Genomic DNA, 21,405 nt, shown 5'->3' on the forward strand with positions numbered 1-21,405 from the left:
AGGAAATAGCTATTATTAAATGAGAACACAATAAAAAACTGCCCCGAGCTCAGCTCGGGGCAGTTCACGCGATGCAGCTTGCGCTGCATGGCATTATTTTTGGATTGTAGCTACAGCGCCAGCGCCTACAGTACGGCCGCCTTCACGGATGGAGAAGCGAGTGCCTTCTTCAACCGCGATTGGAGCGATCAGTTCTACAGTAACTGTGATGTTGTCGCCAGGCATAACCATTTCAGTACCTTCTGGCAGGTTGATGATACCTGTTACGTCAGTTGTACGGAAATAGAATTGTGGACGGTAGCCAGTGAAGAAAGGCTTATGACGGCCACCCTCTTCTTTAGTCAGAACGTAGATTTGAGCTGTGAAGTTCGTGTGTGGCTTAACGGAACCTGGCTTAGCCAATACTTGACCACGCTCAATGTCTTTACGGTCTACACCGCGAAGAAGTGCGCCAACGTTGTCGCCTGCTTGAGCGGAGTCAAGCAATTTACGGAACATCTCAACGCCCGTAACAACGGATTTGCGAGTTTCTTCTTGAAGACCGATGATTTCGATCTCGTCGCCAACTTTGATAACGCCACGCTCTACGCGACCTGTAGCAACTGTACCACGGCCTGTGATTGTGAATACGTCCTCGACAGGCATAAGGAAAGGCTTAGCCGTGTCGCGCTCTGGAGTTGGGATGTAAGTGTCAACTTGCTCGAACAGCTCAACGATTTTGTCAGCCCAAGGACCATCTGGGTTTTGCAGTGCTTCACGAGCAGCGCCACGGATGATTGGAGTGTCGTCGCCTGGGAACTCGTACTCGGAAAGAAGGTCGCGAACTTCCATCTCAACCAGTTCAAGAAGCTCTTCGTCTTCAACCATGTCGCATTTGTTCAAGAATACAACGATGTAAGGAACGCCTACTTGGCGGGAGAGCAGGATGTGCTCGCGCGTTTGTGGCATTGGGCCGTCAGAAGCGGATACAACCAGGATTGCTCCGTCCATTTGTGCCGCGCCAGTGATCATGTTTTTAACATAGTCGGCGTGACCTGGGCAGTCAACGTGAGCGTAGTGACGGTTAGGAGTCTCATACTCAACGTGTGCTGTGGAGATTGTGATACCGCGCTCGCGCTCTTCTGGAGCTTTATCGATTTGGTCGAAAGCGATAGCCGCGCCGCCGTATTTTTTGGACAGTACAGTAGTGATCGCAGCTGTCAGAGTTGTTTTGCCATGGTCAACGTGACCGATTGTACCGATGTTAACATGCGGTTTTGTACGTTCAAATTTTGCCTTAGCCATTGAACTGAATCCTCCTCAATATAACTTGATATTTTATATGTTGGGGCCGGCACCTAGAGTGCAAGCATACCTGATGACGGCCGATTACAAACATTTGTTGCAATTAGACTCGGAATAAAATTATTCTCCGCCTTTATGCTTGGAGATGATCTCCTCGGCGATCGACTTAGGAACTTCTTCGTAGTGGGAGAGTTCCATCGAGAATACGCCGCGTCCTTGTGTACCGGAACGAAGTGTAGTGGAGTAACCGAACATCTCGGAGAGAGGCACCTTAGCACGGATAATTTGCGCGCCTGCGCGGGAATCCATACCCTCGATGCGACCGCGGCGGGAGTTCAGCATGCCCATTACGTCGCCCATGTACTCTTCAGGAACTGTAACTTCAACCTTCATGATTGGCTCAAGAAGGACTGGTTTACACTTGTCTTTCGCAGCTTTAAGCGCCAGGGAACCTGCGATCTTAAACGCCATCTCCGAGGAGTCGACGTCATGGTAGGAACCATCGACAACAGTCGCTTTGATATCAACAAGCGGGAAGCCAGCGATAACGCCGTTCTTCATCGACTCTTCGATACCAGCCTGGATCGGAGCGATAAATTCACGAGGAATCGATCCGCCCACGATTTTGCTTTCGAAGGTAAAGCCTGTTCCAGCCTCTTGTGGTTCGAACTCAACCCAACAATGACCGAACTGACCTTTACCGCCGGACTGACGAACGAATTTACCTTCGACTTTAGCCGCAGCGCGGAAAGTCTCACGGTAAGCAACCTGAGGTTTACCAACATTCGTCTCAACTTTGAATTCGCGAAGCATACGGTCAACGAGGATCTCAAGGTGAAGCTCACCCATACCTGCGATGATCGTTTGGTTCGTTTCTTCGTCCGTGTAAGCGCGGAATGTAGGGTCTTCCTCAGCGAGCTTGGAGATTGCAACGCCAAGTTTGTCTTGGTCTGCTTTCGTCTTAGGCTCAATTGCGATTTGGATAACCGGCTCAGGGAAGTTCATCGATTCGAGAACGATCGGGTTCTTCTCGTCGCACAGTGTATCGCCAGTTGTAGTATCCTTCAGGCCTACTGCAGCTGCAATATCGCCCGAGTATACTTCGGAGATCTCTTGACGGCTGTTCGCGTGCATCTGCAGAATCCGGCCAATCCGCTCGCGTTTGTTCTTAGTTGCATTAAGAACGTACGAACCGGATTTCAGGATACCCGAGTATACACGGAAGAACGTCAGACGACCAACGTAAGGGTCCGTCATGATTTTGAATGCCAGAGCCGAGAACGGCTCGGAGTCAGAAGATGGACGAACTGCTTCTTCACCGTCTTCAAGCGTACCTTTGATAGCTGGTACGTCAACCGGTGCAGGCAGGTAGTCTACTACTGCATCCAATACCAATTGAACGCCTTTGTTACGGTAAGAGGAACCTGCAACAACTGGGAAGATTTTAACATCGCAAACACCTTTGCGAAGTACTGCTTTCAGTTCTGGAATCGTGATTTCTTCGCCTTCCAGATACTTCATCATCAAATCTTCGTCCAGCTCAGCAACTTTCTCTACCAGTTCAAGACGAAGCTCTTCGACTTGATCTGCGTACTCAGCAGGAATCTCGCCTTTGATTGGATCTTTGCCGAGATCGTCTTTGTACGTGTAGGAAACGCGCTCGATGATATCGATTACGCCTACAAAATCGGACTCAGCGCCAATAGGAAGCTGAATCGCAACAGCATTGGCTTGCAGACGCTCACGCATGTCTTTAACAACATTCAGGTAGTCTGCGCCGATGATGTCCATTTTGTTAACGTAAGCGATCCGAGGAACGCCGTAACGGTCAGCTTGACGCCATACAGTCTCAGACTGCGGCTCAACGCCTTCTTTCGCACTGAAAACACCAACGGCCCCGTCCAATACGCGTAGGGAACGTTCAACTTCTACTGTGAAGTCAACGTGTCCTGGGGTATCGATGATATTAATGCGGTTACCCTTCCATTGAGCGGTTGTAGCGGCAGACGTAATCGTGATGCCGCGCTCTTGTTCCTGCTCCATCCAGTCCATCGTAGCTGCACCTTCGTGCACCTCGCCGATTTTGTGGGTACGGCCTGTAAAGAACAAGATCCGTTCAGTAGTTGTGGTTTTACCAGCGTCAATATGCGCCATAATCCCGATATTACGCGTATTTTCCAAGGAGAACTCTCTTGACATGATATTGTCTCCTCTCGTTTATGGTCATCCTACCAGCGGTAGTGAGCGAATGCTTTGTTCGCTTCTGCCATTTTGTGCGTGTCTTCACGCTTCTTAACGGATGCGCCAGTGTTGTTGGAAGCATCCAGAATTTCAGCAGCCAAACGCTCTGTCATCGTTTTCTCGCCGCGGTTACGCGAGTAGTTCACGAGCCAACGAAGACCAAGAGCCGTACGGCGCTCAGGCTTAACTTCGATAGGTACTTGGTAGTTAGAACCGCCTACACGGCGAGCTTTAACCTCAAGAACCGGCATAATGTTTTTCAAAGCTGCTTCGAACACTTCCATTGGATCTTTTCCCGAGCGTTCTTGGATCAGTTTGAATGCATCATATAACAGAGTTTGTGCAGTGCCTCTCTTACCGTCGATCATAATACGGTTGATTAGGCGGGTAACCAGTTTGCTATTGTAAACCGGATCCGGAAGCACATCACGTTTCGTTACAGGACCTTTGCGTGGCATGAGAAAGTCCCCCTTTCTTCTAATAGTAACTTGTTCTAGCTTGTTATTAACAAGGTAGGGTTATACTTATTTCTTAACTTTAGGACGCTTAGTGCCGTATTTCGAACGGGATTGGTTACGGTTGTTAACACCTGCTGTATCCAATGCGCCGCGCACGATATGGTAACGAACACCCGGAAGGTCTTTTACACGACCGCCGCGGATCAGAACCACGCTGTGCTCTTGAAGGTTATGACCGATACCTGGAATGTACGCTGTAACCTCGACACGGTTAGTCAGACGCACACGCGCATATTTACGAAGCGCGGAGTTCGGTTTCTTTGGAGTCATAGTACCTACACGAGTGCACACACCGCGTTTTTGAGGCGCGCTGATGTCAGTTGCTTCACGTTTCAGAGCGTTAAAGCCTTTTTGCAAGGCTGGCGATTTCGATTTAACGACTTTCGCTTGACGTCCTTTACGAACGAGCTGGTTAATTGTTGGCATGTTGCCACCCCCTCCCTTTATTCATGTCTTTATTATGGTAGACATTTCACCCATCATTTAAGCCCACAGAGCCAGGCGGTTCATAATTGAACATGAGAATTGCATAAGCCTAGTCGTCAGGCACACTTCGATATATTATCATTTTGCACATATGCATGTCAAGCGCTAAAATGGGCATTTTTTGTCTCTATGTACAGTTTACAAAAGTTTCATGCCTTTCTACATCATTGCGCCAGGTTCCACGTACACAGCATAACGGATTCCGTCTGCTTCCGCATCGTTTTGACGATAAGCCAGATGATTACTGTCGATACCTTCGATCACTGCATGCAGATCAACCCGGATGAGAAGACCATGATAATAGCTTAACAATAGCTTTAACGCAGCCAGCAAACCTTCTTGATCCGCGCGCCTCTCTATATGCGCTTTCTCTATTACTGCAACCTTGCTATAGTTCGATAGAGTTATGCTTTCGTCAAAATACTCCTTATTCTGGGCCAACAGCTTGTCCGGCAAAGGAAGGAATGTACGGGCGAACACTTCTCCTCCACCCCATCGAATAGCGATTTCGTCCTGGCCTACACTCTCCAGCTCCAAAGCCGTACCTTCATAATCCATCTGAAACTTGTCAGCTGTATCCTCAATATGATGGAAGTGCTTATAAACCTTCAGTACAAAATTGAACGGATGCGGCTCGGGCTTCCTGGTCTTGTCTATATCATTCCTCTTGTATTTGGCTGCCATATGCTTCTCCCCGTCGCTAAAGCATGCTGTTTACTTCAAACTAACAATAATGACCCCCGCAACCAATAATATAAATATTATTTTTACCGTATATCCAAAAATCCGAAGCGGCAGCGGTATGTCGTTCATATTCACTCTTTTTATTGTCCCTCCGCCTTCTATCTGCTGGATAGATGTAAGATGGGAGTCTTGATATCTTTCATTCTGCTCAACATGGGGCCGAGTCTCCAGTGTCTCTTGGACATGCCGTTCATTTATGCTAACCATGCCTCCCTAGTAATACCCCTCATGCCGGAGGGATCCGCTGAGCTGCTCATCGTGCCTGTATCTTCTCTATAATTTGTCCGCGGGACATTCCGCTGATACGATCTGACGACTCAATCCCCAGCGCATCCCGTTTAAAGACAAGCTTATCGCCGTTCGGCGCAATTTTAACTTCCTCACTATCCGTCCTCAAAAAGTCCAAAGTTGCGATATCCCCTTCATCAAACGAGATTTGGAACGGCAGGCTTGCTTGAATGTAATCGTCAAACCCGGCTTGCGACCTTAGAAAGAGCATATAAGACTTTCCATATTCAATCTTTTCAAAATAAGGGCCAGCCGCTCTCACTTCATAATAGCGATCATCATGAGGCCTTACATGGAGCTCATAGCTTGGGACCGATATTGAAATCTTGGTTTCATTAACATCGCCATACAGAACGTTATCCACAATAAAAATATATTCATCGGAATATAAATTGCTTGTTCTTTGAGTCGTCCCCAGCTTGTTCTCATATCGACCCTCGACAATCAGCTCCGCTTTCTTCGCCATTTCGGCCAAATCAGTCGTAATGCCATAGTCCGGCGTATTCAGTATGATCTCATATGTCTTCGGCTCATATTGGTCAGGCTTATGCAGCAGCTCCACTTGTTCTGCTCCGTTGCTGTCCTGATAAACGTAAGAGATGACACCGTAGGAGAAATGAATGGTCTCCGTCCCTTCATCATTCAAGACATAATAGACCCTGCCGACCTCGCCTCCGCCAAGCCAGTCCGGAGCACCTGCTATTTGATTAAGCTGCTTCATAAGCGTTACATCGTCGACATACGTTGTGAGCTTATCCTTGACTTCCTCTAACGTAACCCGTCTCTGATCGGATGGAAGCTCTCCAACAATAATAAGACCTTGGCGCAGCCATACGCCGGAACCGTATATATCGTTTGCCTTCAAAAAGTTAAGCTCGGTCTTCTGCTCTTCACTCTCCGCAAGCGCATACAATTTGTCATAATTCGTGTACTCAGCCATATCCAGCTCATGCTCGGCAATAACCTCTTCAATTCCTTTTCTTTCCCATAGCAATGAGGCTAACAGGAGAAATGCGGCTATTGTAAATAGAATGACATAGAACTGTCTGTATCTTAATTTCATCGCTCCTCTGCTCCTCCTTGCAAAAATGCGCTTTATATCCTTACACCAATTACGCAGACTTTAAACATGCTGTCTTCACACGTTTGCCATTCAAAGATGATCTAGATCGGCAAAGCCTGCGGCTAACGCTTCTTGCCAAAGCTCCTCCGTTCCTGCCGGATTGGCCAATGTGGCAGCAGGTTCGCCTAACATCTCGCTGACCGCACGCTCATCATCCTTTCTCTCCAGCCATATGGAGATGACCGCCAGCACAATCAGCATGATCAGAACAAGCAGTTTCAATGAGATGGTCTTCATTGGATTCAGCTCCCTTAGTCTTAATCAAGAAGCTGTCAGCATGCTCTATACAATAGAACGCTATGTTCAGCTTCAAAGTTGCCCCTTCAATACACCCGTTTGAAAAATATGGATCATCATTAGCATATTCCTCTGCCCTCCTTCATGTTTCCTGATAAAAAGAAAAGCGACACATGAACACCCGCATGATGTGCGAGATCCATGTGTCGCTCTATAGAATCGCCTGGCTAGGCGATATTCGCTTACTCTACTGCCAATGCTTCAGCAGCTTCATCCAGCTCGGCGCCTTCGACTGCTTCCTCTTCGAGGCCTGCGAAGCGAATGTTGCGGTAGCGCTGCATGCCCGTACCAGCCGGGATCAGCTTGCCGATGATAACATTCTCCTTCAGACCGAGGAGTTGGTCGACCTTGCCTTTGATCGCTGCGTCCGTCAGGACACGAGTTGTCTCCTGGAAGGATGCTGCGGACAAGAAGGAATCCGTCTCGAGGGACGCTTTCGTAATACCGAGCAATACCGGCTTCGCAACCGCTGGCTCTTTGCCTGCGAAGATCGCTTCGCGGTTAGCGGATTCGTATTCATGAATGTCTACGAATGCGCCTGGCAGCAGAGTCGTATCGCCGGCATCGACGATGCGGATTTTGCGCAGCATTTGCTTGATCATAACCTCGACGTGCTTATCGTTGATCTCAACGCCTTGGTTACGGTATACGCGCTGTACCTCTTGCAGGATGTAGTTCTGTACGCCGCGGATGCCTTTGATGCGAAGCATATCCTTCGGATCGATCGAGCCGTCTGTCAGCTCGTCGCCTGCTTCGATGTGCTGGCCTTCCGCTACGCGGATACGCGAGCCGTAAGTGACCGCATAGACCTTGGACTCGGCTTCGCCTTGTACCTCGATCTCGCGACGGTCTTTCGCTTCGCGGATTTCTTTGATGACGCCGTCAAGCTCGGAGATGATCGCTTGGCCTTTCGGATTACGAGCCTCGAAGAGCTCCTGAATACGCGGAAGACCTTGCGTGATATCGTCGCCGGCAACGCCGCCTGTATGGAACGTACGCATTGTCAGCTGTGTACCCGGCTCGCCGATCGATTGCGCCGCGATAATGCCTACCGCTTCGCCGATCTCTACGTGCTTGCCAGTCGCCAAGTTGCGGCCGTAACAGATCTTACATACGCCATGACGAGCACGGCAGCTCAATACGGAACGGATTTGCAGACGCTCTACGCCAGCTTCAATGATCGCATCCGCTTTGTTAGAATCGATCAGTTCGCTGCGGTTGACGATAACTTCACCCGTTTGCGGATGACGAATCGTCTCGAATGCATAGCGGCCTTCGATACGGTCATACAGATCCTCGATAACCTCTTTGCCGTCCTGGATCTTGCTGACGGAGAAGCCTTTGTCGGTGCCGCAATCGTCTTCACGGACGATTACGTCCTGCGCAACGTCTACAAGACGGCGAGTCAGGTAACCGGAGTCCGCTGTACGAAGCGCTGTATCGGCAAGACCTTTACGCGCACCGTGCGTCGAGATAAAGTACTCGAGGACCGTCAGGCCTTCACGGAAGTTCGATTTGATTGGCAACTCGATGATACGGCCGGATGGATTCGCCATCAGACCGCGCATGCCGCCAAGCTGCGTAATCTGGGATTTGTTACCCCGCGCTTTGGAGTCAACCATGAGCATGATGTTGTTGTAGCGATCCATCGATTTCATGAGGACCTCTGTAATCTCGTCCTTACATTTGCTCCAAATTCCGATGATACGGTCATAACGCTCTTCGTTCGTAATCAGACCGCGGCGGTACTGATTCATAACGGTAGCAACCTTCTCGTCGGAAGCTTTCATGATTTCCGCTTTTTCCTTCGGAATAATAACGTCGGCTACGCCGATCGTAATACCCGCTTTGGTGGAATACGTGAAACCAAGCTGCTTGATACGGTCGAGAATAACCGCAGTCAGCGTTGTATGGTATTGGCGGAAGCACTCCGCGATAATTTGGCCAAGATAATCTTTGCCTACCGCGCCTGGCGTAGCCAGGTCGTCGATGAACTTCTGCAGGTCGGCGCCTTTTTCGTACACGAAGTACTTATCAGGAGTGCCTTGCAGCAAGTTGACCTTCGTCGCTTCATTGATGTAAGGGAAATCTTCTGGGAAGATTTCGTTGAAGATGACTTTGCCCACAGTCGTAACAAGCAAGGAAGCTTGCTGTTGCTCTGTGAAGTTCGTTTTCTTCAGGACCTTCACCGGAATGAAGATACGCGCGTGCAGGGATACGATACCACGTTGGTAAGCGGAGATCGCTTCGTTCACTGTTGCGAATACGGAGCCTGTGCCTTTGGCTTCGATATTGTCCATCGTCAGATAGTAGCTGCCGAGAACCATATCCTGGGAAGGCGTAACAACCGGCTTGCCGTCTTTCGGGTTCAGGATGTTGCCGGATGCCAGCATGAGAAGGCGAGCTTCCGCTTGCGCTTCCGCGGACAGCGGAACGTGAACGGCCATCTGGTCACCGTCGAAGTCGGCGTTGTAAGCCGTACATACGAGCGGGTGAAGCTTGATGGCGCGGCCTTCGACCAGAATCGGCTCGAATGCCTGGATACCCAGTCTGTGAAGCGTAGGGGCACGGTTAAGCAGAACCGGATGCTCCTTGATTACTTCTTCAAGAACGTCCCAAACTTCAGGGCTTACGCGCTCTACTTTGCGTTTTGCGCTCTTGATATTATGGGCAAGACCTTTGTTCACCAGCTCTTTCATGACGAAAGGCTTGAACAGCTCCAGCGCCATTTCCTTCGGAAGGCCGCATTGGAACATTTTCAGGTTAGGACCTACGACGATAACGGAACGACCGGAGTAGTCGACGCGTTTACCGAGCAAGTTCTGACGGAAACGGCCTTGCTTACCCTTCAGCATGTGGCTGAGGGATTTCAGCGGACGGTTGCCTGGTCCTGTAACCGGACGGCCGCGGCGGCCGTTGTCGATCAGGGCGTCTACCGCTTCCTGAAGCATACGTTTCTCGTTCTGTACGATAATATCCGGAGCGCCCAGATCAAGCAGGCGTTTCAGACGGTTGTTACGGTTGATTACACGGCGGTACAGATCGTTCAGGTCGGAAGTCGCGAAGCGGCCGCCGTCCAGCTGTACCATTGGACGAAGCTCCGGCGGGATAACCGGCAGCACGTCAAGAATCATCCACTCAGGCGCATTGCCGGAGTTGCGGAACGCCTCAATCACTTCAAGGCGCTTGATCGCACGGTTGCGGCGTTGGCCTTGTGCCGTACGAAGCTCTTCCTTCAGCGTCTCAAGCTCGCGCTCGACGTCGATGTCTTGAAGAAGCTTCTTTACAGCTTCAGCGCCCATGCCTGCTTGGAAGCCGTAGCCGTATTTCTCACGGTAGCTGCGGTATTCCTTCTCGGACAGGAGCTGTTTTTTCTCCAGCGGCGTATCGCCTGGGTCAGTTACAACATAAGATGCGAAATAGATGATCTCCTCAAGGGAACGAGGGGACATATCCAGCGCAAGACCCATACGGCTCGGGATGCCTTTGAAGTACCAGATATGGGATACAGGAGCTGCAAGCTCGATGTGGCCCATACGTTCGCGGCGCACTTTCGCGCGAGTGACTTCAACACCGCAACGATCGCAGACTACGCCTTTGTAGCGTACGCGCTTGTACTTACCGCAATGACATTCCCAATCCTTGGTCGGTCCAAAAATCTTCTCGCAGAAGAGACCTTCCTTCTCGGGCTTAAGCGTTCTGTAGTTAATGGTTTCCGGCTTCTTGACTTCTCCGCGGGACCACGAGCGAATTTTATCCGGCGAAGCCAGACCAATTTTCATATACTCGAAGTTGTTCACGTCCAACAAGGAGCAACCCTCCTTCGTCATGTATGACTGTGTCTTATCAGAAGCTGAACTTCAATCGCGAACCGCAGCGGTTCCCGATTGAAGCTCAGTCATCGTGTTATTCAACGCCTGCTTCTGCGCCTTCTAGGTTGAGGTTGAGCTTATCGCCAGTTGCCTCATCGTCATCGTCGATTTCTTTCATCTCGATCTCTTCTTCATTCTCGGTCAGGATCTTCACGTCCATGCCCAAGCTTTGAAGCTCTTTGATCAATACTTTGAACGACTCAGGAACGCCTGGCTCCGGTACGTTCTCGCCCTTCACGATCGATTCGTACGTCTTCACGCGGCCGACCACGTCGTCGGATTTGACTGTAAGAATCTCTTGGAGCGTGTAGGCTGCGCCATAGGCCTCAAGCGCCCAAACCTCCATCTCACCGAAGCGCTGTCCGCCGAACTGGGCTTTACCGCCGAGTGGCTGCTGCGTAACGAGCGAGTATGGACCCGTCGAGCGGGCATGGATTTTGTCGTCGACCATGTGCGCCAGCTTGATCATGTACATGACGCCGACCGTTACTTCGCGTTCGAAGGACTCGCCTGTGCGTCCGTCATACAGGACCGTTTTACCATTGCGCTGCATGCCGGCTTCTTCCATCGTATCGAATACGTCGTTCTCGCGAGCGCCGTCGAATACTGGAGTTGCAGCATGGAGACCCAGGTGCTTGCACGCCATGCCAAGGTGAACTTCGAGTGCCTGGCCGATGTTCATCCGGGAAGGTACGCCCAGCGGGTTCAGAACGACTTCAACAGGCGTTCCGTCCGGCAGGAACGGCATATCTTCTTCCGGCATAATGCGGGCGATGACACCCTTGTTGCCGTGACGTCCGGCCATTTTATCGCCTTCGGAGATTTTACGTTTCTGAGCGATATAAGCACGAACCAATTGATTCACGCCTGGAGGCAGCTCGTCGCCGTTCTCGCGCGTGAATACCTTCACGTCTACGACGATGCCGTCCGTACCATGCGGTACGCGCAGCGACGTATCGCGAACCTCGCGAGCCTTCTCGCCGAAGATCGCATGAAGCAATCTCTCTTCAGCCGTAAGCTCTGTAACGCCCTTAGGCGTTACTTTGCCGACGAGGATATCGCCTGCGCTGATCTCGGCGCCGACGCGGATAATGCCGCGCTCGTCGAGATTGCGGAGCGCTTCTTCGCCCACGTTCGGGATATCGCGAGTAATTTCCTCAGGTCCCAGCTTTGTATCGCGGGCTTCGGACTCATATTCTTCAATGTGAATGGAAGTATAGACGTCTTCCTTCACGAGCTTCTCGCTAAGCAAGATGGCATCCTCGTAGTTGTAACCTTCCCAAGTCATGAAGGCTACGACGACGTTGCGTCCGAGTGCCAATTCGCCCATCTCTGTGGATGGACCGTCTGCCATGATGTCGCCTTTCTTGATGACATCGCCCTTGCGGACAAGCGGACGTTGGTTAATGCATGTTCCTTGGTTGGAACGCATGAATTTGTGCAGCTTGTGCTTGATCAGGTCGCCGGTTACTTGCTTGCCGTCGATCGTCTCAACGCGGCGCAGCCAGATCTCGTTCGCTGACGCGCGTTCAATAACGCCGTCATACTTGGAGACGATACATACGCCGGAATCCTTAGCTGCCTTATGTTCCATTCCTGTGCCGACGAACGGCGCTTTCGGAATAAGAAGCGGAACAGCCTGCCGCTGCATGTTCGATCCCATCAGGGCGCGGTTGGAGTCATCATTCTCAAGGAACGGAATGAGCGCTGTCGCAACCGATACGACCTGCTTAGGCGATACGTCCATGTAGTCAACACGGTCGCTTGGCATGGTTAGGATGTTGTCTGCCTGTTTATTATAACGGACAATGGTCTGAGCTTCGGCGAACTTGTTCTCCTCCGTCAGCTCCGCATTCGCTTGCGCGATTACGTAGTTGTCCTCTTCATCAGCCGTCAGATAAGCAATCTGCTCGGTTACAACACCTGTCTTCGGATCGACCCAACGGTATGGCGCCTCAATGAAGCCATATTCGTTAATGCGGGCGAACGTGGACAAGGAGTTGATCAGACCGATGTTCGGTCCCTCTGGCGTCTCAATTGGACACATACGGCCATAGTGAGAGTGATGGACGTCACGAACTTCGAAGCCCGCGCGCTCACGCGTCAGACCGCCAGGTCCGAGTGCGGATAGACGGCGCTTGTGCGTAAGCTCTGCAAGCGGGTTCGTCTGATCCATGAACTGGGACAGCTGGGAAGAACCGAAGAACTCTTTGATCGACGCGATAACCGGACGAATGTTGATCAGCGCCTGTGGCGTGATCGCATTCGCGTCCTGAATGGACATCCGCTCGCGTACAACGCGCTCCATACGGGATAGACCGATACGGAACTGGTTCTGCAGCAATTCGCCGACAGAGCGCAGACGACGGTTGCCCAAGTGGTCAATATCGTCCGTGCTGCCAACGCCGTGCAGCAAGTTGATGAAATAGTTGATGGACGAAATGATATCCGCAGGCGTAATATGCTTGACGGATTTGTCAATGATGCCGTTGGCAATGACCTTAATCACTTTGTTATCGTCCAGAGGCGAGAATACACTGATCGCTTGTAGTGGAATACTATCAGCATCCAGCACGCCATTAGCTACATGGTAAGTCTTGAAGCCTACATCCGTCTCAAGCTTCTCGAGAATTTCATCCAGAAGACGACGGTCAATCATCTGGCCGGATTCCGCAATGATCTCGCCCGTGGACGGATCAACCAGATTCTCGGCAAGACGCTGATTGAACAGACGGTTCTTGATATGCAGCTTCTTGTTTATTTTGTAACGGCCGACATTGGCCAGGTCATATCGTTTCGGGTCAAAGAAACGCGCGACCAAGAGGCTCTTCGCATTGTCCAAGGTAGGAGGCTCGCCCGGACGAAGGCGCTCGTAGATCTCGATCAGCGCTTTCTCCGTGGAATCTGTGCTATCCTTGTCCAGCGTGTTGCGAATATACTCGTCATGGCCGAGCAAATCCAAAATTTCTGCGTCTGTGCCGAAGCCTAGTGCACGCAAAAGCACCGTTACCGGAATCTTCCGGGTCCGGTCGATACGAACGTAAATAATGTCTTTGGCGTCTGTCTCCAGCTCCAGCCAAGCGCCACGGTTCGGAATAACCGTTGCCGTGTACGTTTTCTTCCCGTTCTTATCAACCTTTGTGCTGAAGTACACACTTGGGGAGCGAACCAATTGGCTGACGATAACGCGCTCGGCGCCGTTAATGATAAACGTGCCTGTCTCCGTCATCAGCGGGAAATCACCCATGAACACTTCTTGTTCCTTAACCTCGCCCGTTTCCTTATTGAACAGACGAACCTTCACGCGCAGCGGTGCCGCATACGTCACGTCGCGCTCTTTTGATTCATCCACCGAATATTTCGGCTCGCCCAAGCTATAATCGATAAACTCAAGCGATAGATTACCCGTAAAGTCCGAAATCGGCGAGATATCTTGGAACAGCTCGATTAGATCGGTCTCCAAGAACTTCTCGTACGATTTTTGTTGGATTTCAATCAGGTTCGGGACTTCCAGCACCTCGTTGATCCGAGCGTAGCTTCTCCGCGTCCGCCGACCATACTGAACAAGTTGTCCTGCCAACTTAACCTCACCCCTCATGTCTGTCTCACAGCATCGATACTTTGCTGCGTTACCCTAGGCGGCATCACCCGCCTATATAGATAAATAAAGAAAAGCCCTTATCGAATATAGTTCGAAAAAAGAGCATGTTCCGGCAGCTACCATTCGCAGCGCGGGCGCGACGGTGTCATATCAAGTAATTTTGCCCAAAATGTAAACATTATACGTCAAATGCCATAAAAGTATGCATTCCGCGCTAAAAATTTGCACTTGACATTTTAGTTGACTAAAGAGATTTCAAGCAATTTTATGCTGACATTTTATAATACTACCATATTCAAAATGTCAAGTCAAATCTTTTTTGGGCTATTTTTGCGCTCGCAGTATCCAATAGCCCTTGTCCCGCGTAACTTCTTCCACTTCTCCGAATATCGCCTCAAGCTTATCCATAGCAGATGGAGCGCCTTGCTTCTTCTGAATAACCACCCACATGCTACCGCCTTCTTGCAGCAGCTCATAGCCTTCTTCAAAGATTCGGTGAACGACCGCTTTGCCCGCCCGAATGGGAGGATTGGTCAGAATCACTTGGAATCGTTCGGTCTTGACCGCTTCGAACAGGTCGCTCTGGAGGATCGTTGCATTCGTGATTCCGTTCAGCTTCGCATTTTCCTTGGCCAGCTCAACGGCTCGTTCATTAATATCGATCATCGTTACATGTCCGGAGCCGACCAGCCTCGCAGCGGTCAATCCGATAGGACCATAGCCGCAGCCTACATCAAGCACGCGGTCCCCTTCTTGCAATTCCATCGTCTCAACTAGCACTCTGCTCCCGTAATCGACACCTGTCTTGGAGAATACGCCGGCATCCGTGACGAATTTCATCGGATTTCCTCTAAGCGAATCGGCATGGGTCTGCCTGTTATGATTCACCTCTGGTGTCTTGGAGTAATAATGGCCAGACATCCTTCCGCCTCCTTTTACACATAATTCCCTATAAGTTCGAGTTGAACAACCTCTATAACATACAACGAACCCCTTAAAACCATGCGGTTCTAAGGGGTCCCTCAGCAAGATTCGCCAATCAGCCAACCATGCTGACATGTTGTGAAGTCAAATTACTTAACTTCAACGGAAGCGCCAGCTTCTTCAAGCTTAGCTTTCACGCTGTTAGCTTCTTCTTCGCCAACTTTTTCTTTGATTGGCTTAGGAGCGCCGTCAACCAGATCTTTAGCTTCTTTCAGGCCAAGACCAGTGATTTCGCGAACAACTTTGATAACGTTGATTTTGGAAGCGCCAGCGCTTGTCAAGATAACGTCGAACTCAGTTTGAGCAGCAGCTTCAGCAGCGCCGCCGCCAGCTACTACTGCAACTGGAGCTGCAGCTGTTACGCCGAATTCTTCTTCGATTGCTTTAACAAGATCGTTCAGTTCAAGAACAGTCATACCTTTGATTGCTTCCAAGATTTGCTCTTTAGACATGGTATATACCTCCGAAAATGGTTTAGTTTTGGGTATTGCAAGTTACGAAGCCGAATCAAGTCCGTCTTCGGTTACATCACGAAAGTGATTATTAAGCGCCTGCTTCTTGTTTCTCTCCAACCGCTTTAACCGCAAGGGCGAAGTTGCGAACTGGAGCTTGAAGCACGCTGAGGAGCATGGAGAGCAAACCTTCGCGAGAAGGAAGCTCTGCAAGAGCCTTGATTTGTTCATTATCAACGACTTTGCCTTCAACAACGCCGCCTTTCAATTTCAAAGCGTCGTTCTTCTTAGCGAAGTCGTTCAGGATTTTAGCTGGAGCAACAGCGTCGTCGCCGCTGAAAGCAATAGCTGTAGGACCTGTCAGAATATCGTTAAGCGCCGTCAATTCTGTACCTTCAGTAGCGCGGCGAACGAGCGAGTTTTTCAGAACTTGGAAATCAACGCCCGCCTCGCGGAGCTGCTTACGAAGTTCAGTAACTTGCGCAACGTTCAATCCGCGATAGTCGGCAATAACCGTGCTGGAGCTCGAAGTCAACTTCGACTGGATCACATTAACCGCTTCTTGTTTCTCTTGGATGATCTTTGCGTTAGCCAAACTGTACACCTCCCGTAATATTATACATCCCGTGATTGCGACGGATATCCCTTTCCACTGGTGCATGAGAAAGGCCTTCGCAGACGATGCGAAGGCCATGATGTCGTTGATTGCAAGCCGGCTAAAGCCGGCTGCATCCCATAACGTTTTATCATAACACCTCGGTAGGAAATTAAGCCCTGTGGGCACCTACTGTCTACGGTATGCGTATTCGAATGTTAGTAGCGTTTCCTTCCGGATTAACGGAACGATGCAGTCGAGACGCGAGCGCCAGGACCCATAGTCGAGGAAACAGCAATGTTTTTCAGGTAAACGCCTTTCGACGAAGCTGGCTTCGCACGAAGAAGAGCGTCGATCAGAGCTTTCAGGTTCTCGTTCAGCTTCTCAGCGTCGAACGATACTTTGCCGATTGGAGCGTGGATTTGACCCGCTTTGTCCAGACGGTACTCGATCTTACCTGCTTTGATTTCTTGAACGGCTTTTGCAACGTCAAACGTTACAGTACCTGCTTTCGGGTTAGGCATAAGGCCTTTACCGCCCAGGATACGGCCGAGCTTACCAACTTCAGCCATCATGTCCGGCGTCGCTACGCAGACGTCGAAATCGAACCAGCCTTGTTGGATTTTGTTGATCATGTCTGCGTCGCCAACATAGTCAGCACCTGCAGCTTCCGCTTCTTTCACTTTTTCGCCTTTTGCGAAAACGAGAACGCGTTTAGTTTTACCAGTGCCATGCGGAAGTACGACAACGCCGCGTACCGCTTGGTCTTGTTTACGAGGGTCAACGCCCAGGCGAACCGCTACTTCGACGGATTCGTCGAACTTCGCTGTTGCTGCCTTCTTCACAAGATCAATTGCTTCGGAAGGCTCGTAAGTTGCTTCGCTGTCAATCAGCTTAGCAGCTTCTACATATTTCTTGCCATGTTTAGCCATTGTAAGTTCCTCCTTCGTGGTTATAACGGCTCATCCTCTTCGGGATGACCCTCCCACCTCGCGAGATGCACGATCTCGCCAAGCGCGATGCCAAGCTGGCATCTAACGTGATTCATGTCCCGCCGGACACGCCAATTAGTCGGCGATTGTGATACCCATGCTGCGAGCAGTGCCCTCAACCATACGCATAGCTGCCTCTACGGAAGCTGCGTTAAGGTCTTGCATCTTGGACTCAGCGATTTCGCGAACTTTATCGCGTTTAACTGTTGCGACTTTCTTCTTGTTCGGTTCGCCCGAACCCTTCTCGATACCTGCTGCTACGCGGAGCAATACTGCTGCCGGCGGAGTTTTAGTCTCGAATGTGAAGGAACGGTCTTCGAATACAGTGATCACGACTGGAATAATCAGACCTGCCTGATCCGCAGTACGAGCGTTGAACTCTTTACAGAACGCCATAATGTTAACGCCTGCTTGACCTAGTGCCGGACCGATTGGTGGCGCTGGGTTTGCTTTACCTGCAGGAACTTGCAGTTTGACCATCTTGATGACCTTTTTTGCCATGACTCACACCTCCTTGCCTTGATATACAAGCGCATTTGCCTGCTCCGGAAACCGGATTGTTATATCTTCTCCACTTGAGTGTAATCCAGCTCAAGCGGGGTTTCCCGTCCGAACATGTTGACATGTACCTTAAGCTTCGCTTTATCCAGCAGAATTTCTTCTACCGAGCCGACAAAGTCTGCAAAAGGACCTACCTTGACGCGAACAGTTTCCTTGAGTTCGAATTCGATCTTCGGCTTCGGCTCTTCCATTCCCATGTGCTTCAGAATTTGTTCCACTTCATCTGGCAACAGAGGGGTCGGTTTGGAGCCGGATCCTGTCGATCCAACGAATCCCGTTACACCTGGCGTATTCCGAACAACGTACCACGAATCGTCGGTTTGAATCATTTCCACAAGAACGTAGCCTGGATATACCTTGCGCTGGACGGTCTTCTTCTTCCCGTCCTTCTCCACCACTTCGTCTTCCATTGGGACAAGCACGCGGAAGATCTTGTCTTCCATGCCCATCGATTCAACCCTGCGCTCCAGATTGGCTTTCACCTTGTTCTCATAGCCAGAGTAAGTATGCACGACATACCATCTTTTTTCCATCAATAATCCACCTTTGGTCCCTTCTTAGACAATCAGCTGAACCAATTCCGAGATCCCGATGTCAAGAAGCCAGAAGTAAATCGTCACAACTATTACCGTGAATAAAACGACCAGGGAATAGCTTGTCAACTCTTTACGACTTGGCCAGCGAACCTTCTTCAGCTCCGCCCAGCTGTCGGCAAAAAAACTAAACGTCGTACCAAAGCCCTGCTTCACCTTCGTCAAAAAAGCCATTGTTACACCTCCAATGGACTATCGCGTCTCGCGATGAGGAGTCTGCTCGTTACAGAACTTGCAAAACTTCTTCAACTCGATGCGGTCGGGGTGATTGCGCTTGTTCTTGGTTGTCGCATAGTTTCTCTGTTTGCAGTTTGTGCATGCCAACGTGATGATTACCCGCATTGAATTACACCTCCCGAACTGCTTAAAAATACGAATCATTGAAGCTATATAGTAAGTTCATTGATTCCAATCGCCAATACGAAAAAAACCTCGAAATTAGGCCTACCTAAACACTTTATCATAAGGCATACCTCGTGTCAACGAAAGAAGGGCGCTGTCCGGCTTGCGAATAATTGGCATCTTGATTCGAAATTGATTCTACCAGTATGGTCGAAACCTTTTCTTTTAAAACCAATGGACTGTCTTCACTGTCTGAAAAACGTCAGACAGAAAAGACAGTCCGTTGTCAGATGCGTCGTTATATCCCGCCGATATCCCGCACTTCCAGGTATCGCTCGAGCTTGCGCTTCACGCGCTGCAAAGCATTGTCAATCGACTTCACATGTCTATCGAGATCGACCGCAATCTCCTGATAGGATCGTCCGTCCAGATAGAGCATCAGAACCTTCCGTTCGAGATCGCTTAGAATCTCGGACATCTTGTCCTCAAGGCCAACGAACTCCTCCTGATTGATAATAAGCTCCTCAGGGTCGGATACTCGCGTACCGCATATGACATCAAGCAAAGTCCGATCGGAATCTTCGTCGTAGATGGGCTTGTCCAGCGAAACATAAGAATTGAGCGGAATATGCTTCTGGCGTGTCGCAGTCTTAATTGCGGTAATGATCTGCCTCGTAATGCACAATTCGGCGAAGGCCTTGAAGCTAGCAAGCTTGTCGCCCTTGAAATCCCGGATTGCCTTATAAAGTCCGATCATGCCTTCTTGCACAATATCCTCGCGGTCGGCGCCGATCAAGAAATAGGAACGGGCCTTCGCTCTCACAAAGTTCTTATATTTATTAATCAGATATTCCAGCGCTACGCTGTCGCCGTTACGGACCGCCTCTACGATATCTTCGTCCGTACTGCTTTCATATTCGAGCGTACTCCATTCTTTGAGGTCGATACTCACACACTATCCCTCCGGCCTGCCAGGCGTACACCGCGCTAGATTCTTAGGAAATATAGAGTCAGTATACATTATGTAACCTTCCACCGTCAACCAATGAGCGACCCGAAAACTATCGATTTTATAGCAAAAATGTAACATTGTGGCACTCTATGAAAGCGGTTCACCCATGCCTGGTTTAATCTTATTTTTCACCCCTGCGAAGCCGTTCGAGCTTGCTCCACACATCGAGGCTGATATTCTGGTCTACCGAATTGCGCTTTTGAGGCTTCTCTTCCCGGATAGACTGCTCGATCGCCTTCCGATTCTGTCCGATGTCGATCAAGAGCTCTCTGGCCGATATGCGGAGCGCGCCTTTGCCGAAGGCCACATGCTGCTCCACCAAGTCTGAGGTGGCGACGTACAGATTGCGCCGCCTTGCCATCAGCTCGTTGCAGAGCCGCTCGATGCATTCGTCCGCCGTCTCCTTCTCCTTGGTGTAGACGATTGTCAGCTTATGCTGCTTGAATGTCTTTCCCAGTCCAGGAACCTGATGGGCGTCAAAGACGACATACACTTGCATGCCGGTAAAACCTTGATAGTCGGCCAACATATCCAGGAGCTTGTCACGGGCGTCTTCCAGATCATACTCCTTGAGCTTCTCCAGTTCCGGCCAAGCCCCAATGATATTATAGCCGTCCACAAGCAGGACGTCATTGCGCCGATTCATGCCTATTCACTCCGGCGCTGCCTGACAACCTCATACATTAGCACGCCCGCGGCAACGGATGCGTTCAAGGAGTTGAGCTGCCCCAGCATCGGAAGCTTCACAAGAAAGTCACACTTTTCTTTGATCAGACGGCCCATTCCTTTGCTTTCGTTGCCAATTACGATTGCCAGCGGCATATCGAACTTTGTTTTGTACACATCCTGCTTCGCGCTTACATCAGTTCCCGCGACCCAGACACCCGCTTCCTTCAGCTTGTCGATCGTCTGCGCGAGATTAGTCACGCGGGCAACCGGCACATGCTCAGCCGCGCCTGCCGACGTCTTCAGCACCGTCGCTGTCAATCCTGCAGCCCGGCGCTTCGGAATGACGACGCCATGCACACCGGTGCATTCCGCCGTGCGGAGAATAGATCCGAGGTTATGCGGATCCTCGATTTCGTCCAGCAGAAGCAGGAACGGCGTCTCGTCCTTGCTCTTCGCAATCTCAAGCAGCTCCTCCACTTCCACGTATGCAAAAGCGGCGGCTTGCGCGATAACACCTTGATGCGCCACGCCTTGCGCCATGCTGTCGAGCTTGCGCTTGTCCACAAACTGGACGATGATGCCCTGCTTCTTAGCTTCAGCCGTAATCGACTGAGACACGCTTTTCTGCGAGCCCTCAGCGATCCATATCTTATTAATCTCGCGCCCGGAGCGCAGTGCCTCAAGCACCGGATGCTTGCCGGCAATAAGCTCATCCTGATTTACTTCTACGGACATAATTGCCCTCCTGTCA

The 21,405-nt window shown here is 50.4% G+C and carries 20 protein-coding genes and 1 other annotated feature; all 20 genes read right to left on the minus strand.

Annotated features, from left to right (window positions below; translation table 11 throughout):
- Positions 1-93: 93 nt before the first annotated feature.
- Positions 94-1,284 carry an elongation factor Tu gene (gene tuf, locus D3P09_RS26825; protein ID WP_120114497.1) on the minus strand — a complete coding sequence of 397 codons (1,191 nt, stop codon included), beginning with the start codon at positions 1,282-1,284 and terminating at the stop codon, positions 94-96.
- 120 nt (positions 1,285-1,404) lie between these two features.
- A complete protein-coding gene (fusA, locus tag D3P09_RS26830) occupies positions 1,405-3,483 on the minus strand; it encodes an elongation factor G (protein WP_120114498.1) in 2,079 nt (692 codons plus the stop codon).
- A gap of 29 nt (positions 3,484-3,512) precedes the next feature.
- Positions 3,513-3,983, minus strand: a complete 471-nt coding sequence (gene rpsG, locus D3P09_RS26835) for a 30S ribosomal protein S7 (protein WP_116050258.1) — start codon at positions 3,981-3,983, stop codon at positions 3,513-3,515.
- A gap of 66 nt (positions 3,984-4,049) precedes the next feature.
- On the minus strand, positions 4,050-4,469 hold the full coding sequence (rpsL, locus tag D3P09_RS26840) for a 30S ribosomal protein S12 (RefSeq protein WP_120114499.1): 420 nt from the start codon (positions 4,467-4,469) through the stop codon (positions 4,050-4,052).
- A 219-nt stretch (positions 4,470-4,688) separates the two neighbouring features.
- The gene (locus tag D3P09_RS26845; protein ID WP_120114500.1) at positions 4,689-5,213 is read right to left on the minus strand and encodes an SRPBCC family protein; all 525 of its coding nucleotides are present in this window, start codon (positions 5,211-5,213) and stop codon (positions 4,689-4,691) included.
- Positions 5,214-5,526: 313 nt separating this feature from the next.
- Positions 5,527-6,624, minus strand: a complete 1,098-nt coding sequence (locus D3P09_RS26855; protein ID WP_120114502.1) for a hypothetical protein — start codon at positions 6,622-6,624, stop codon at positions 5,527-5,529.
- 90 nt (positions 6,625-6,714) lie between these two features.
- On the minus strand, positions 6,715-6,921 hold the full coding sequence (locus D3P09_RS26860) for a hypothetical protein (protein ID WP_120114503.1): 207 nt from the start codon (positions 6,919-6,921) through the stop codon (positions 6,715-6,717).
- 242 nt (positions 6,922-7,163) lie between these two features.
- The gene (gene rpoC, locus D3P09_RS26865; protein WP_120114504.1) at positions 7,164-10,790 is read right to left on the minus strand and encodes a DNA-directed RNA polymerase subunit beta'; all 3,627 of its coding nucleotides are present in this window, start codon (positions 10,788-10,790) and stop codon (positions 7,164-7,166) included.
- Between the two features lie 97 nt (positions 10,791-10,887).
- Positions 10,888-14,433 carry a DNA-directed RNA polymerase subunit beta gene (gene rpoB / locus D3P09_RS26870; RefSeq protein ID WP_120114505.1) on the minus strand — a complete coding sequence of 1,182 codons (3,546 nt, stop codon included), beginning with the start codon at positions 14,431-14,433 and terminating at the stop codon, positions 10,888-10,890.
- A gap of 345 nt (positions 14,434-14,778) precedes the next feature.
- Positions 14,779-15,375, minus strand: coding sequence for a class I SAM-dependent methyltransferase (locus tag D3P09_RS26875; RefSeq protein WP_120114506.1), 597 nt, complete (start codon positions 15,373-15,375; stop codon positions 14,779-14,781).
- Positions 15,376-15,527: 152 nt separating this feature from the next.
- Positions 15,528-15,890, minus strand: a complete 363-nt coding sequence (gene rplL / locus D3P09_RS26880) for a 50S ribosomal protein L7/L12 (RefSeq protein WP_120114507.1) — start codon at positions 15,888-15,890, stop codon at positions 15,528-15,530.
- 91 nt (positions 15,891-15,981) lie between these two features.
- The gene (rplJ, locus tag D3P09_RS26885; protein WP_120114508.1) at positions 15,982-16,485 is read right to left on the minus strand and encodes a 50S ribosomal protein L10; all 504 of its coding nucleotides are present in this window, start codon (positions 16,483-16,485) and stop codon (positions 15,982-15,984) included.
- A gap of 57 nt (positions 16,486-16,542) precedes the next feature.
- Positions 16,543-16,705, minus strand: a sequence feature (ribosomal protein L10 leader region).
- Between the two features lie 19 nt (positions 16,706-16,724).
- Positions 16,725-17,417, minus strand: coding sequence for a 50S ribosomal protein L1 (gene rplA / locus D3P09_RS26890; protein ID WP_120114509.1), 693 nt, complete (start codon positions 17,415-17,417; stop codon positions 16,725-16,727).
- A gap of 135 nt (positions 17,418-17,552) precedes the next feature.
- Entirely contained in the window at positions 17,553-17,978 is a 426-nt protein-coding gene (rplK, locus tag D3P09_RS26895; protein ID WP_120114510.1) for a 50S ribosomal protein L11, read from the minus strand.
- Positions 17,979-18,037: 59 nt separating this feature from the next.
- Positions 18,038-18,571 (minus strand): transcription termination/antitermination protein NusG, encoded by a 534-nt coding sequence (nusG, locus tag D3P09_RS26900; RefSeq protein ID WP_120114511.1) that lies wholly within the window; start codon positions 18,569-18,571, stop codon positions 18,038-18,040.
- Between the two features lie 24 nt (positions 18,572-18,595).
- On the minus strand, positions 18,596-18,805 hold the full coding sequence (secE, locus tag D3P09_RS26905; RefSeq protein WP_120114512.1) for a preprotein translocase subunit SecE: 210 nt from the start codon (positions 18,803-18,805) through the stop codon (positions 18,596-18,598).
- 18 nt (positions 18,806-18,823) lie between these two features.
- Positions 18,824-18,973: a 50S ribosomal protein L33 gene (gene rpmG / locus D3P09_RS26910; RefSeq protein WP_082967189.1), complete on the minus strand. Its 150-nt coding sequence runs from the start codon at positions 18,971-18,973 to the stop codon at positions 18,824-18,826.
- Positions 18,974-19,271: 298 nt separating this feature from the next.
- Positions 19,272-19,925 carry an RNA polymerase sporulation sigma factor SigH gene (gene sigH / locus D3P09_RS26915; protein WP_120114513.1) on the minus strand — a complete coding sequence of 218 codons (654 nt, stop codon included), beginning with the start codon at positions 19,923-19,925 and terminating at the stop codon, positions 19,272-19,274.
- 181 nt (positions 19,926-20,106) lie between these two features.
- Positions 20,107-20,631 (minus strand): NYN domain-containing protein, encoded by a 525-nt coding sequence (locus D3P09_RS26920; RefSeq protein WP_120114514.1) that lies wholly within the window; start codon positions 20,629-20,631, stop codon positions 20,107-20,109.
- Positions 20,632-20,633: 2 nt separating this feature from the next.
- Complete coding sequence (gene rlmB / locus D3P09_RS26925) at positions 20,634-21,389, minus strand: 23S rRNA (guanosine(2251)-2'-O)-methyltransferase RlmB (protein WP_120114515.1); 756 nt, start codon at positions 21,387-21,389, stop codon at positions 20,634-20,636.
- Positions 21,390-21,405: the final 16 nt, after the last annotated feature.

Source organism: Paenibacillus pinisoli (assembly GCF_003605435.1).
GTDB classification, from domain to species: Bacteria; Bacillota; Bacilli; order Paenibacillales; family Paenibacillaceae; genus Pristimantibacillus; species Pristimantibacillus pinisoli.